A 13,917-nucleotide genomic window follows, 5' to 3' on the forward strand; every position below is an offset into this window, starting at 1 on the left:
TTTTACAGGTTTTCGATCGTTACTCCTGTCACCGGCCGGTATTTTTTTAATGGTATTTATAGGGCTTTATTAAATTTTTGATTGGATTCTTTTTCCGTATCCGTATTTGAGTAGGTAGTGCCCTGAAACAATATATAATGCTGAGTCTGCAGCGAAAAAGTTTTTCATCTTCCCTCCTTCTTCTTCATACACGTAAAAACTTAAAAGATAAAACTGTTTTGACAGATCATAAACATCTACTACAGTAGCGTGATTCCAAACTTCATCCCCTTCGTATTTGCCTCGCAACTGCGAATTCACAAAAAGTAATTTCCCCTGAACGCTTGTATGACGGTTAACCATATACGGTGGTGCTGCCAATTTTATATCCCCTGATTGCTTCAACCTTACTGTCTTCAGTTTTGCTTTGGTAGTGGTGTCAATAGTATTGGCACGATGATCTACTGTTAGATTTTCATTTGTAATAATGTATTGGTTGCGGTAGTAGTAGGTATAAATCAACTTATGCAATGTTTTACTATACTGCAAAGTACCATCAGTATCAAAAATTCCGTCCATCTGTTTTTGCAATACTAGTGGATTATATTTGATTTCCGGATCATCATTGCCCGAGGAAGCCCCCAGTATATTTTCTCCTGCGGGAGGCTTTTGGGTTCGAAAAGCCAGTTGCTTATCATTGATAAAGACTATATCTGAAAAATAGAATTTCTTCTCACTGATAACATTCGCTTTCCAATCGGAAATCAATCCTCTGTAAATAACAGGGACTGTTCCGTCAATCACATAAAAATAAGGAGCGTTTACCCGAACCTCGACTGCCTTAAAATTAAAATTTTCACGATCAAGCTGTATGGTGTATTTCTTTTTCCTCTTGAGATTGGAATCGATTTCAAGAATCTGGAGAGGTGCCAAACGGTTGGCTAAATAGATTTTGTTTTTGTCAGTACCGGCAACGTAGTACGATGGATTTCTCAAATCAATACTTGCCACTTTGGCTGCAGTAGCTTGTGGAAAACGTCGGATAAACGGGTTTTCTTTTTGCATGATATCTTCCGAAAAAAGAAACAATCCTATAATAACCAAAACACTTCCTAAAACTAAAATCAACAACTGAATTAGAATGCGATTGTTTACTGATTGCAGGAGAATAGCAACTATTGCTAAAAACACAAATCCTATATTAAAAATTAAATGTTGTGTCCATCCTAATTTTTCCAGAATACCACCACAGGAACAGGGAACAAACGAACTGAAATTTAGTATAATTATAATATATGTTGTAAACATGCTCATTAAGGCAAGCGTTCCCCACAAGGCTATGTTTCGTAATTTTGGAATACATAATAAAAAAGCGATAATAAATTCAATAAAAATTACGACAACTGATACAAAATTGGCAAAGGGACTTAAAAGAGGAGACTGTCCCAATTGTGCCTGAAAGTTTTCAAAATCCAATAATTTGCTAACTGCAGCATAAACAAACAAAAGAACATACAAAAGACAAACTAGTTCTATAATAATACTCTTGGTTTTAGGTCTCATAATTCTAAATTTTAGCAATCCCCAATTATTTAAAAATGAAATTATTCATCCAGTAAATCGAAACAAATTTAGATGGGATCCTTTCAAAAATGAGTGTCAAAACCAAGCCAAAACTTTTCAGAAATAAGCCATTTACTATTTTGCATAAAAAATGCTTCCCAAATAAGATATATATCTGGAAAGCACTAATCTCTTTTTAGTAATTCTCTAGCTATTTACAAGCTTCACTTAAGGTCGTAAGCTTTTGATTTAATTCAACAAGGCCTGCTTTTTGAAGACATTCCTCGGAAACATTTCTAAGCTCTGACAAACCATCTTCAGACAAGCTCCCCAGCAAACCAGGAGTATCACTTTCCATTGCCAGTCCTCGTTCAATTACATGGTTCAATAACAACACATTTTTTCGTGAAATTTTCAAATCAATCTTCACTACCTCATTCATCCCTGGGATACTCAAAACGGTATCAAATACCTTGGCCACATCATTTGTTGTAATCATAATTTCCACTTTTAAATTAATGTTTTATAGTGTAAAGGTATAAACCCATACTGAACTTATCCTAAGCGAAATATGTTCATGATGGGCTGCACTCAAAAGGCTTACATATCTTAGCCTTACGTAAAGGTTTAAGTAATATATAGAGAATGTTATAGACACTTCAATTTTTTGAAGACAGTAACAAAAACCTTCCCAAAAGCGGTCAGGACTTTGTTTCTTCAGAATGTTTTTTTTCTTTATAAAGAGCACACTTGTTTCTACTTAATTGATATAGAAATTGGATTCGAGTTCTATGCATCAATAGACCAGGAAATCATCAGCGTGCCCTTTCCTAGAGTATTTAAATTCGAAACATAGCTTTAAAATGAAATTTTCAAAATGGATAAGGAATCAATTTTTGAAGAATACCAAAAGATCAAAATTATTTAAAATCACCAGAAGATTGCCACGTTCCTGCAATCGGCAAGATGTCCGGTTGTATCACAACCGATATCTTGCTGCCCATTTACTCGGAACTCGTGGGCAGTGACACTGAAAGAAATAGTTTGCAAAAAATGAAAAAGATATATGATGGAAGAGCAAAACAAAAACAGAACCAGATGGCTGCATCTGCGATTAACAACAGAGGAATTTGAAGTACTGCACAAACGTTTTAAGAAATCAACCTGCCCCAAAATAAGTGATTTCGCAAGAAAAAATCTTTTGCAAAAACCTGTTGTAATGAAATATCGCAATGAGTCACTCGATGAATTAGTAATGGAATTAATACAACTCAGATGCGAGCTAAATGCCATTGGAAACAACTTTAATCAAGCGGTAAAAAAACTCCATACCCTTACACAAATTCAGGAATTTAAACATTGGATCATTACTAATGAATTGGAAAAAAAGGTACTGTTTAATTCCATGGACCTAATTAAAAAACACATTCAAAATCTCTGTGAGAAATGGTTGCAATCATAAAGACAGGACACTCGATAAGGAGCATTTTTAATTACAATGAAAATAAAGTTTCCAACAGTATCGCACAGTGTATTGCTGAAGGAAATTACCCAATGGATTTAGATCAAATGAGTAGCGTTTTTAAATTAAACTTTCTTCAAAAACAGTTGGAACTCAATGAAAATGTAACTCGAAACAGTGTGCATATTTCACTAAATTTTGATCCTTCAGAAACTGGTTTGTCAAAAGAAAAACTTACGGAAATTGCTAAACTCTATATGACTAAAATAGGCTTTGGTTCGCAGCCGTATCTGGTCTACCAACATCACGATGCAGGACATCCCCACATCCACATTGTTTCAATAAAGGTCAAAGCGGACGGTAAGCGAATAGACATGCAGAACATTGGAAAGAACCAATCTGAAACAGCCCGGAAAGAAATTGAAAAATTATTTGGATTGGTTAGGGCTGAGGCCGGTCAAAAAAAGAACAATACAGAACTGTTGCCCATTACTATTGGTAAAATTCAGTATGGACAAATTCAGTCAAAAAAGGCAATTGCCAACGTATTAGGGAAAGTGCTTTTCACCTATGCCTTTGCAAGTCTTCCCGAACTCAATGCCGTATTACGACAATACAATGTTTACGCAGACAGAGGAAGCGAAAATTCACGAATATTTAAAACAAATGGACTGGTATATCGAATACTGGATTCACAAGGCAAACCGATTGGCGTTCCAATTAAGGCAAGTGATTTTTACTTTAAGCCTACTTTGAAATTCCTGGAAGAAAAATTTAAGGCAAACAAAGTCAAATCACCAACACACGCTAAACGAATAAAAAATGCAATCGACCTAGCTTTTTTAAACAAAAAAACAACTCTTGCAGAACTTACAAAAGACTTGGAAAAGCAAGGTATACACATCGTTTTAAGAAGCAATGACCAAGGGATTCTCTATGGTATAACCTATGTGGACCATACCACAAAATCTGTTTTTAACGGTAGCGCTCTGGGAAAGGAATATTCAGCCAAAGCCATACAGGAACGCTGCGAAACTGTGAAATCATATTCACCCAAAATACTTTCAGAGAAAAAGCAGGATCTTCCAATATCAAATAATGCACTCGCTAAGTTAATCGATGAGCTACTTCAGATTGAATATGTTGGAAATTATCTTCCAAACCAATTAAAGAAAAGACGAAAAAAAAGGAAAAGAAAAGGACAATCCGATAATCAATAAAAACTGAAATTATGGGTATGCAGACAGGAGAAAACGAGCAGGCTTTGAGAAAAATTTTGGATATGACACGACTTATAAGTATTGTGCTTTTAGGTCTTCATTTCTACTACTATGGCTATATCGCTTTTAGGCATTGGGAATTAGTGAGCGAATTCAGTGATACTATTTTAGGCAACATTTACAAGACAGGATTATTTAGCCATTTTTATATATCCAAGATGTTTGCTCTTGGTTTTCTAATTATTTCCTTACTAGGTTCCAAAGGAAGAAAAGATGAAAAACTAAACTACAAAACAGCTTTCCTCTATATAGGGCTAGGCATATTTATCTATTGGATAAGCTATGTTCTATTGATGCTTAAAATAGAAATATCAAATGCATTGATTTTGTATATTTTGGTTACTTCAATTGGATATCTTCTTCTACTCACGGGAGGTACTTTACTTTCGCGTATCATTGGTAGGAAACTCAACGATAAAGATATTTTTAATAAAGAAAATGAAACCTTCCCGCAGGAAGAAAGACTCTTGGAAAATGAATATTCCATTAACCTGCCAGCCCGGTATTATTTGAAAGATAAAGTGAGAAACAGTTGGATCAACATCATTAACCCTTTTCGGGCATTGATGGTTTTGGGCACTCCAGGATCGGGTAAATCCTATTTTGTAATCCGGCACGTCATTACCCAGCACATCCGCAAGGGCTTTAGTATGTTCATCTATGATTTTAAGTTCGATGACCTTTCCAAAATTGCTTACAATACCTGGCTAAAATACAAGCACCTCTATCCTATTGTCCCAAAATTTTATGTAATCAATTTTGATGATCTAACCCGCAGTCACAGATGTAATCCATTAGATCCATCGTCTATGACCGATATTACCGATGCGTCCGAATCCGCCCGCACAATTCTGTTGGGACTAAATCGAGAATGGATTAAAAAACAGGGAGATTTCTTTGTGGAATCACCAATAAATTTTCTCTCAGCCATTATCTGGTATCTAAAAAAATATAAAGACGGAGAGTTCTGCACGCTCCCCCATGTCATCGAACTCATGCAGATGGATTATGACAGCCTGTTCACATTATTACGGGCCGAAAAAGAAATAGAAGTATTGATTAATCCTTTTGTCAATGCCTACCTCAATGATGTTATGGACCAATTGGAAGGCCAGATTGCCTCCGCCAAAATAGCCATGGCAAGGCTTTCCTCCCCCCAACTCTATTATGTTTTATCAGGCAATGATTTTACATTGGATATCAATAATCCCTTAGAACCCAAAATTGTTTGCATGGGGAATAACCCTCAAAAAATACAAATATACGGAGCTGTTTTATCGTTATATGTAAACCGTTTAGTCAAGCAGGTAAATCAAAAAGGCAAGCAGAAAAGCAGTCTGATATTTGATGAATTCCCAACTATTTATCTCAACAATATGGATAGCTTGATAGCGACAGCCCGTAGTAATAAAGTAGCAACTTGCTTGGGAATTCAGGACTTTAGCCAACTCCGAAAAGACTATGGCCGCGAGCAGGCCGACGTGATTATGAATATCACCGGAAATATCGTCAGCGGACAGGTAACCGGTGATACCGCAAAACAACTATCGGAGCGGTTTGGAAAGATTATGCAGGACAGACAAAGCCTTTCCATTAATAGTGGGGATACTTCTATTAGCCGTTCCAAACAATTGGAATCAGCCGTCCCTCCTTCCAAAATTTCTGCTTTAAGCTCAGGAGAATTTGTGGGCATGGTGGCTGATGATCCCCATAGTAAAATTGAATTAAAAACGTTCCACTCAGAAATAGTCAATGACCATGAAGCTCTTAAAAAAGAAGAAGAGAATTATATCGATATTGCCGAAATTCGTAAACTGGACAATGCTATGGTACAACGAAATTATCTGCAGATAAAACAGGATATTCAAGATATCATTCACTCTGAAATGGAAAGGTTATTGAATGATCCAGCGTTGGCTTATTTGGTGATAAAAAAATAGTTATACTATTCTTATTCGATACAGATTTTAATCAATTTCATCGGATTTAAAAACATTCTAGTTTACAATTAATTCATAATATCGAAAAATGTGGTTAGACAATAAGTAATTTAAACTATAAAGTTAGAAATTTAAAACCTCATAGTAGAGTAGTTAAATTGAACCCAACGTTCTGGTACGACAGCAGGTTTGAGACTAAATTAAACCCTATTTTTGGATTTGCCACCCGAGCGATAACGAACAAGCGAAACAAATCATCCCAAATACAAAACCAACTTTCCATTGCGTCTATTGTCCAAATCCGTTGTAGCTGTTATGCAAAGTATTGACATAATATTAAAAATTTTGTATGAAAAGCAAATTCATTTTATAGGTATTTATTTGCGTTTTAACTAATTTTTATGATATATTTGGTTCAATTAATAATGGGTTTTAAATCCTGTTATCTGGTTGATTTTATTCAACTAAAGTAAAAAATAATTATAATTCATATAAAACCCCTTGCATTCATGATTAAGTATTTTATTGTATTACTCTTGTTCTTCTTCGTTTCTTGTGGTTCCAATAAAAGCAAATTGTCTGATAACAATTATTTTAACAGAAATTATTTTTACAATGATTCTTTGAAAGTGGGGATTGATTTTGATAAAAATGTTCAATTCAGAGAAATTTCTTTTGATAAAGAAAAAGAATTTAGACAATTATTAAAGAGCAATAAATTATCATCTAAAGACCTTTTTTTAGTTGCTGCTGCCAAGGAAAAAGGCTTAGAGATGTACTTTTTCTACCAAAATGTTCCGTCATCGAGTGTTAAATCAAACAATATTAAAACTGTAATATCTGATACGGTAAATAATACTTTATTTTTAGAAAAGCAAAAGGGGAAAAGAAAAGTTTTAGGATTGGTAAAAACCACTTCTGCTAAGGACAACAACTCTTCGATATTCGTTAATGATTTATTGAATAAAATAGCTATCGACTCATTGAATACAAGGAAAATATCATTTATATCCATTTTTATGAATAATTTTCCTGATGTTCATCCCAATCCGCTTTTTGCAAGTAAAAAGTTGGAAAGTGCGCCTATAAAATCTGTAGGTGGAGAAGATGATAAATTCCAATTCCTGTCAACGGTTAATGCGTCTATTTCTAATAACAAACTATATGATACTTTAATTGTAGGTTACGAAAAAGAACGCAAAGAAAAATTTAATTCTTTGATTATCGATTTATCGAACAAAGATGACGTTTACAAAGACAATGCTGTTTTTGGAAAGATTTCCGAAATTGCTAAAGAAAACCAAGTGATTATGCTTAATGAAGATCATTATTATCCAAAACATAGATTGTTTGCGATGGAATTATTAGAAACGCTTAAAGGGAATGGATATAATTATTTATCATTAGAAGGATTTAATAGTAAAAGCTCAGAAAAGGAGTCAACTCCAAACTATAAGAATGGTATTTATACAGATGAACCCTATTTTGCTCATTTCATCAGAAAGGCAATCGCATTGGGCTTTACTGTTTCAGGGCATGAAAATTTTGATAAGGGAATTGATAGGGAATTGGGCCAGGCAAAAAATGTTATAAAGATTTTGGAGAAAGATCCAAAGGCTAAAATTTTTGTTTATGTGGGGCATTCCCATATTGAAAAGAAAAATGAAAAGAAAAAATGGTTGGCAGAATATTTTAAAGAACTGTCCGGAATAAACCCAATAACTATCAATCAAACTGTTATTTGTGCAGATACCAAACAAGACTTGACCTTAATGCCTTGTAAATATTTTAATGATACAACGAAAGTAAAATCCTCTGCGGATTATTTTTTGGTTAACAATATGAAGCCAAGTTTGAAAATAATATATCCCAATGCTGCATTCAAAAAAGCAATTATAAGGGGAAGCAAATTCTCTGACTATAAGAATAAACAAGTCTTAGTTGAAATAGTTGATTTTAAAGAATTTGATTTAATGAAGAATTTGGCAATTCCAATTGAAAGTTATTTGATGATTCCTAAAAATGGAACTATAAATTTTGAATTACCAACCGGTAAATACCACATTTTTATAAAAACAGAAGACGATGAAATAATTTATGATGATGACTTAATCGTAGGTTAAAAAAATACAAAACCATTTTTCCATTAAGACAATTGCCCAAATCCGTTGTAGTAGCTGTTACCTGCTGTTTTTTTATTTATCTAGTTGTCTTTACAGATTATATTGCAGTTTTCGAGCGATCGAGATTATATTTTTTAAATTCTTTCTTTAATATTTTCTCCAATTTATTTAAATCACAATTCAATAAACTTGATGAAATTGTAATTGGAGTACCATAGATTTTAATATTTGATTTTATAAGGAATGCCTGGAATTTGCTCTCTGCTTTTTCAATGTATTTTTCAGGGTTATTCACATCAATTAAAATCAATCTGTTGTTTATTTTAATTTCTTCAATGTCTTTCCATTCAATTAATCCAGTCTTAACCAAATTTGAATTGTCTAATATTCCAAAATCATCAACTGTGAGGCTAATTTTGTTTTCATATGCTTTGAAGATAAGAACTAATGTCGCCCAGCCAAGCAATAAAAAACCAATAAGTCCAATGATTTTGATAAAAAATACATTTCTAAAAACAGATGAAATAAAATAAGTGGGATAAAAATATAATGGAATAAATGCTGAAGTAAGAATAACACAACCTAAAATCGATAAATAAATCTTCTTACTACTTTTAAATTCTATTTTGCTCATGTATTCAATTATTCTTGCTCTTAAAAATGTTTTTTTGTCTCCTTTGCTAGACGGTCTTTTTATTGCAAAATAGCAGGTAACGTTCTCGTGCTACAAGCAGTTTGGGATTAAAGATGCCAAGTCTTCGGATTTGCCAAATCTTCCAAATACAAACCAATTTTTCCATTAAGCCAAATGCCTAAATTGGTTGTAGCGTGTGTTAGCAGTCGTTATTTTTTAATTATTATTCCATTTTCAAAATTTTGAACATCCAATAGATTGCCGTTCAAATCATATGAATTCAAGCTTCCATTTCCACTATTTAAGGTGCCTTTTTCTAAAATATTTCCACTGCCATCAAAACATGAAATAATTTCGATTAGTTTTCCGTCTTCGTAAAATCTTTCTGTATAAATCTTACCATTCGAATGATACCATACCCATTTTCCAATCATTTTACCAGATGATAAATTACCAATTCCCTCTTTATTTCCGTTGTCATGAAAAAAAAGCCATTGACCATCTTGTTTGCCTTCTTTGAATTTTCCAATTTGCCATAAAATCCCATTCTCATGATAAATTTTCCAAAGACCAATCTCTTTATTATTTTTGAACTTACCTATTTCATAGATTTTTCCACTTTTATAATAATTTCTCCATTGGCCATTTTTCAATTTATTAACAATTCTAACTTTAGTTTCTAATTCGCCGGTTTCATAGTAAGTTTTGGAGGATTTACAGGAAATTAGTGAAATAAGTATAAAAATGATTAAGGAATATTTTCTCATTGATTTTCTATAGGTGTTTTAATGACTGCTAACGTTCTGGTACTACAGCGGGTTTGGGACTAAATTAAGATTTATTTTTCGGTTATCACTAAGCATCCAAACACAAAACTAACTTCCCATTAAGCCAATTGCCTAAATCCGTTGTAGTAGCTGTTGTGTGGCGTTTTTTTTTATTTACACATTGTATTTAAATAAAAACTTAAGCTTTGCCCGCTTTTTCTCCAACCATCCATTGCTTTTTCTCTAAAAAATCCAGTTTCAGTGGCTGACATTGCTGTAGAAATCCCAAAATATTTACTTCTTTCATTTGCTTTTTTGCTTTCAACCCATTGAATTGTAATTGCAATATCTTCTTTTTCTTTGTCCAAATAAATTTCATAAGGTTTTAAGTCTAAGCTGTACCAACCTTTAAATTCATCTTTAATTTCAAAAACAATATCTTTTTCAACAATTAATGCAGTAGGAAATCCATTTTCAATTTTATAAAAGTTCAATCTAAATTTTAAAGAACTAAATTCATTAGAAGTTATGTTGAAATTTAAATCATTTATTTTGCAATCTTTTTTAAGTTTGAATTTCATTCCAACTTCTTTACTTAATCTATCATCTACATCTTTTTCGTAATATGTGTAAAAGTTGCAATGCATAAGTCCTAATCCTTTTGAATTTCTACCTATTATTTTAGGTTTTGGCTTTACAAATTTGACTACGACTTCCTCTAATTGTTTTTTTTCTGGTTCTAATTCAATTACGTTATTTGATAAATTAAGTTTTGATAATGCTATGCTTTTGGTTCGATAACCAACATAAGAGAAGGAGACCATATCATTTTCATTAATTTTTTCATCAATTTTTAAAGAAAATTTACCGTTAGAATTTGATACAGTACCTATGTTTTTATTAGCAATACCAATATTAGCATATTGTAAGTAAGTTTTATTTTCAGAATCTTTTATTTCTCCGCTTATTATTTTCTCTTGTGAAAAAGAATTTAAAGTTATTGCTAGAAAAAGAAAAATATATAATCTCATATTTGTTTGTTTTGTTTCGACAAAATTCTAACTAACGTTTTTTTATGTTTTGAAAATCGATGACTTTTAATCAATGATTTGTCCTAATATTTATTCAAATCCCTACTTTTTTTTGTTAGCTGAAGGTGTCAATTTGGTGCGAATATGTGGAATGACACACAACGTCTTGGGACTACAGCGGGTTTGGGACTAAATTAAGCCCATTCTTCGGATTTGCCAAATCATTCAAATACAAAACCATTTTCCCATTAAGCCAATTGCCCAAATCCGTTGTAGTAGCTGTTGTGGGAGGGTTTTTCGGTTGCTATGATTTGTGCTTTAGGAATCAATCATAAAAGTTGTGGAGAAAAATTAAAAAGTCGATTTTTGTAATTCAAAATTATATGTAATTGCAAAATTCTTTTATAGACTTTCTTAAGTTATTATTGCCCGAAATATAATAGTGAATATTTTGAGCTGACTTCTTATCAAAAGTGAGAGAAGATACTGCATTCTTAGTTTTGTCGACAAGTAAAAGTTAGCAATAGTGTTTGTTACTTGTCATGCTTGATTAAAACCAATATCATTATCATTGCAACTATAATTGCTATTATAATAATGTTGTCCGGATCTGCATAATTAGAATGCCATCCCAATTCCTTTGGTTTTCTTGGAATATAAGATCTTTTGTCTTTCGGATTATAATAAAACATTCCCCAAATCCAGTTATCTGGGTCATTTTCCCACTCATTTTTAGTTTCTTCGCTGGGTTCATTGTAGTCTTTCATAATCTTTAATTATGTAGTTTGACTTTCTTTAGAATACAAGTAAAGTTAATTTAAATATTTTACTTTAAGAATAGTCTATTTTTTTCTCCAGCATAATCAAATGTTAAATGTAATATTTTGAAAGTCTAATTTCAAGTTTATAATTCTTCAAGCCATAAGGGTAACATTAGGTTTGACTAAAATTTATGCGTAATTTTTGCTACTCCTCAGGTTTTCATATTGATCCGTTTTTAGAGCATTATTTTCGGTTTCTATATTCCGCTTTCGGCGGTTCAGTTTTAAGTTTTATTTTCAAGTTTCTGCAAAATATCGACTGATTCACTTTTCTGCTTTATCAAATCCAATTTCGGATATCAGCGTAAGTTTGGCAGATTGAGTTTTCACGTTTCTGCAAAATCTCGCTCTCAAAATTACGTTTCAAATTCTGTGTAAGTTTGGCAGATTCCAATTTTCCAAATTCGTCGTTCTGTCTCCGTTGTGTTTTTCAAGTTTCTGCTTTTATTTTTGATTGAAAACGAAAGAGTCAATTCGGAACGAATTGGCTGTGAAACTCTCCCACAACGTCTTGGTACTACAGCGGGTTTGGGGCTAAATTAAGCTCATTCTGCGGATTTGCCAAATCATTCAAATACAAAACCAACTTCCCATTAAGCCAATTGCCCAAATCCGTTGTAGTAGCTGTTATATGATGTGCTTATAATGTGTTTTTGTACAATTGACCTAAATTATTTAATTTTCGTCCTATTATTTTTTCTGCATCTTTAGGTGCGTTTTCAATTTGCGCTTTTGATAAATTTTTCTCAAGCTCTTTAATTTCTTTAATGGTCTCATCTTGCTGTATAATACTGAAATCAATTTTATATTCATTATAAATCAAATACCATAAATAACTTTGGTAATTGTCTTTTTCAATATACTTTCCGTTTCTATAAAAATTTGCTAATTCCAATCTAGCAGAAGTTATATTTCCACTTAAAGTAAGATTCTCAGGATTTGGAAGTTTTGCGAGCTTAATAATCCATTCTTTAAATTTTGTAATATCAGCTTTTACACCGTTTCCAGTTAAATAACAATTTACAACATTCCACATACAAGTTGTGTCATTGTTTACTGCACACTTCATTGCATATTCAAATGCTTTTTCTGAGTTTTGTTCGATTCCTTGTCCGTTTCCATAAGCCATCATCATTGCATAATGGCCATCATTAAAACCATTTTCAGATGATTTTTTATACCATTCAACAGCTTCTTTTTCGTTTTTAACTCCGGCTACTCCGTTTTGCAGAAAATATCCTAAATTATACTGAGCTTCAGCATTTCCTAATTCAGCAGATTTTTTTAAAATTGGGAAGGCCTCATTGTATTTTCCTTGTTGCACTAATGCTTTTGATTGTTGATTTAATTCATCTGCACTTTGTGCAAATGTTAGTTGGAAAATCAAAAGAAAAATAAAAATCAAGAAGTTTTGTTTCATTTTAGCAGAATTTTGTAGAAGCATATCATATAACGTTCTGGCGCTTGGTGTGGTTGGGGAATAAAGATGCGAGATTTTGCGGTTAAACACAAATTTTCCAAATACAAAACCATCTTTAAATTCAGCCTAAAACCCCAATCACGCCAAACGGCTGTTAGTGGTAGTGCCATTAGTCAACGATATTTTTATAATTCTGCTCTCCTAATTTTCCAAATCGATAATAAGTTCTAAGTTCATCTGAAAACATTCCTATATTTTCTGTTTTAGTCTGAAGAAAAAAATATTTTTTATACTCTCCATCTTTTTTATATATCTCGATATAATTTTTAACACCATTTGATTTTTTGCGTTCCCAAGCTCCTGTATTCCCGTTAAATTTTCCGTGAAAATAATCACTTAAAATGCTTATTTTTTCAATTTCATGAATTGCATAAACATCAAGATTACAAGTAATTTTTTCGGAATCTATAATCAAGTTGCCACTATATTCTCCATTTGTGGTTTCGCATAAAAAAAAGTTGCTTATCATAAAATAAAGAAAATATAGAAAAGTAATGATTACAAAAACAAATCCAAGTAATTCCAGATTCTCTTCATTTGAAGGAAATTTAGATTTCGTTGAATAGATTAAAAATACAATAGACCATAAAAGTAATAGACTTAGTAAACGCTTATCAACCTTAAATGAATTGTTTGGAGTATATATTCTGAGTTTCTTTTCCATTAGGATTTGTAAAATTCCAAGTAGGCTTTTAAGTTATGAATAGTTCTAGTTTTCCGACGCATTACCGCTAACGTTCCCGCGCTACAAGCAGTTTGGGACTAAATTAAGCCCATTCTTCGGATTTGCCAAATCTTCCAAATACAAACCAATCTTTCCATTAATCCAAATCCCCA

At 32.5% G+C, this 13,917-nt stretch carries 12 protein-coding genes; 4 read left to right on the forward strand and 8 right to left on the reverse strand.

Features of this window, described 5'->3' with window-relative positions; all coding sequences use genetic code 11:
• Positions 1–69: 69 nt before the first annotated feature.
• Both J2W95_RS11410 and J2W95_RS11415 read right to left on the reverse strand, forming a co-directional pair.
• On the reverse strand, positions 70–1,542 hold the full coding sequence (locus J2W95_RS11410; protein WP_310007056.1) for a MauE/DoxX family redox-associated membrane protein: 1,473 nt from the start codon (positions 1,540–1,542) through the stop codon (positions 70–72).
• Between the two features lie 211 nt (positions 1,543–1,753).
• The gene (locus tag J2W95_RS11415; RefSeq protein ID WP_310007058.1) at positions 1,754–2,041 is read right to left on the reverse strand and encodes a hypothetical protein; all 288 of its coding nucleotides are present in this window, start codon (positions 2,039–2,041) and stop codon (positions 1,754–1,756) included.
• A 567-nt stretch (positions 2,042–2,608) separates the two neighbouring features.
• Between J2W95_RS11415 and J2W95_RS11420 the strand changes: the two genes are divergently transcribed.
• The 4 genes from J2W95_RS11420 to J2W95_RS11435 all read left to right on the forward strand — a co-directional run bounded on the left by J2W95_RS11420 (position 2,609) and on the right by J2W95_RS11435 (position 8,347).
• Positions 2,609–3,004 (forward strand): plasmid mobilization protein, encoded by a 396-nt coding sequence (locus J2W95_RS11420; RefSeq protein ID WP_310007060.1) that lies wholly within the window; start codon positions 2,609–2,611, stop codon positions 3,002–3,004.
• Positions 2,989–4,224, forward strand: a complete 1,236-nt coding sequence (locus tag J2W95_RS11425) for a relaxase/mobilization nuclease domain-containing protein (RefSeq protein WP_310007062.1) — start codon at positions 2,989–2,991, stop codon at positions 4,222–4,224. Before J2W95_RS11420 ends, J2W95_RS11425 begins: the two co-directional genes overlap by 16 nt.
• Positions 4,225–4,241: 17 nt before the next feature.
• Entirely contained in the window at positions 4,242–6,224 is a 1,983-nt protein-coding gene (mobC, locus tag J2W95_RS11430; protein ID WP_310007064.1) for a conjugal transfer protein MobC, read from the forward strand.
• 509 nt (positions 6,225–6,733) lie between these two features.
• Positions 6,734–8,347, forward strand: a complete 1,614-nt coding sequence (locus J2W95_RS11435) for a hypothetical protein (protein WP_310007066.1) — start codon at positions 6,734–6,736, stop codon at positions 8,345–8,347.
• 97 nt (positions 8,348–8,444) lie between these two features.
• Here J2W95_RS11435 and J2W95_RS11440 read toward each other — a convergent pair whose 3' ends face one another.
• From J2W95_RS11440 to J2W95_RS11465, 6 genes are all read right to left on the reverse strand, one after another.
• Positions 8,445–8,981: an STM3941 family protein gene (locus J2W95_RS11440; RefSeq protein ID WP_310007067.1), complete on the reverse strand. Its 537-nt coding sequence runs from the start codon at positions 8,979–8,981 to the stop codon at positions 8,445–8,447.
• Positions 8,982–9,190: 209 nt separating this feature from the next.
• Complete coding sequence (locus tag J2W95_RS11445) at positions 9,191–9,748, reverse strand: toxin-antitoxin system YwqK family antitoxin (RefSeq protein WP_310007071.1); 558 nt, start codon at positions 9,746–9,748, stop codon at positions 9,191–9,193.
• 170 nt (positions 9,749–9,918) lie between these two features.
• Positions 9,919–10,779 carry a carboxypeptidase-like regulatory domain-containing protein gene (locus J2W95_RS11450; protein ID WP_310007073.1) on the reverse strand — a complete coding sequence of 287 codons (861 nt, stop codon included), beginning with the start codon at positions 10,777–10,779 and terminating at the stop codon, positions 9,919–9,921.
• Between the two features lie 533 nt (positions 10,780–11,312).
• Positions 11,313–11,546 (reverse strand): hypothetical protein, encoded by a 234-nt coding sequence (locus J2W95_RS11455; RefSeq protein WP_310007075.1) that lies wholly within the window; start codon positions 11,544–11,546, stop codon positions 11,313–11,315.
• Positions 11,547–12,240: 694 nt separating this feature from the next.
• Positions 12,241–13,020 (reverse strand): tetratricopeptide repeat protein, encoded by a 780-nt coding sequence (locus J2W95_RS11460; RefSeq protein WP_310007077.1) that lies wholly within the window; start codon positions 13,018–13,020, stop codon positions 12,241–12,243.
• A gap of 169 nt (positions 13,021–13,189) precedes the next feature.
• Positions 13,190–13,744 carry a hypothetical protein gene (locus J2W95_RS11465; protein ID WP_310007079.1) on the reverse strand — a complete coding sequence of 185 codons (555 nt, stop codon included), beginning with the start codon at positions 13,742–13,744 and terminating at the stop codon, positions 13,190–13,192.
• Positions 13,745–13,917 lie beyond the last annotated feature (173 nt).

The sequence above is a fragment of the Flavobacterium granuli genome (assembly GCF_031456055.1).
Taxonomy (GTDB): domain Bacteria; phylum Bacteroidota; class Bacteroidia; order Flavobacteriales; family Flavobacteriaceae; genus Flavobacterium; species Flavobacterium granuli_A.

Bases quoted from the DNA above. Each gene is read 5' to 3' on its own strand.
- mobC (WP_310007064.1), top strand. From the start codon at position 4,242: ATGCAGACAGGAGAAAACGAGCAGGCTTTGAGAAAAATTTTGGATATG.
- J2W95_RS11455 (WP_310007075.1), bottom strand. From the start codon at position 11,546: ATGAAAGACTACAATGAACCCAGCGAAGAAACTAAAAATGAGTGGGAA.
- J2W95_RS11415 (WP_310007058.1), bottom strand. From the start codon at position 2,041: ATGATTACAACAAATGATGTGGCCAAGGTATTTGATACCGTTTTGAGT.
- J2W95_RS11410 (WP_310007056.1), bottom strand. From the start codon at position 1,542: ATGAGACCTAAAACCAAGAGTATTATTATAGAACTAGTTTGTCTTTTG.
- J2W95_RS11460 (WP_310007077.1), bottom strand. From the start codon at position 13,020: ATGAAACAAAACTTCTTGATTTTTATTTTTCTTTTGATTTTCCAACTA.
- J2W95_RS11445 (WP_310007071.1), bottom strand. From the start codon at position 9,748: ATGAGAAAATATTCCTTAATCATTTTTATACTTATTTCACTAATTTCC.
- J2W95_RS11420 (WP_310007060.1), top strand. From the start codon at position 2,609: ATGATGGAAGAGCAAAACAAAAACAGAACCAGATGGCTGCATCTGCGA.
- J2W95_RS11450 (WP_310007073.1), bottom strand. From the start codon at position 10,779: ATGAGATTATATATTTTTCTTTTTCTAGCAATAACTTTAAATTCTTTT.
- J2W95_RS11440 (WP_310007067.1), bottom strand. From the start codon at position 8,981: ATGAGCAAAATAGAATTTAAAAGTAGTAAGAAGATTTATTTATCGATT.
- J2W95_RS11435 (WP_310007066.1), top strand. From the start codon at position 6,734: ATGATTAAGTATTTTATTGTATTACTCTTGTTCTTCTTCGTTTCTTGT.
- J2W95_RS11465 (WP_310007079.1), bottom strand. From the start codon at position 13,744: ATGGAAAAGAAACTCAGAATATATACTCCAAACAATTCATTTAAGGTT.
- J2W95_RS11425 (WP_310007062.1), top strand. From the start codon at position 2,989: ATGGTTGCAATCATAAAGACAGGACACTCGATAAGGAGCATTTTTAAT.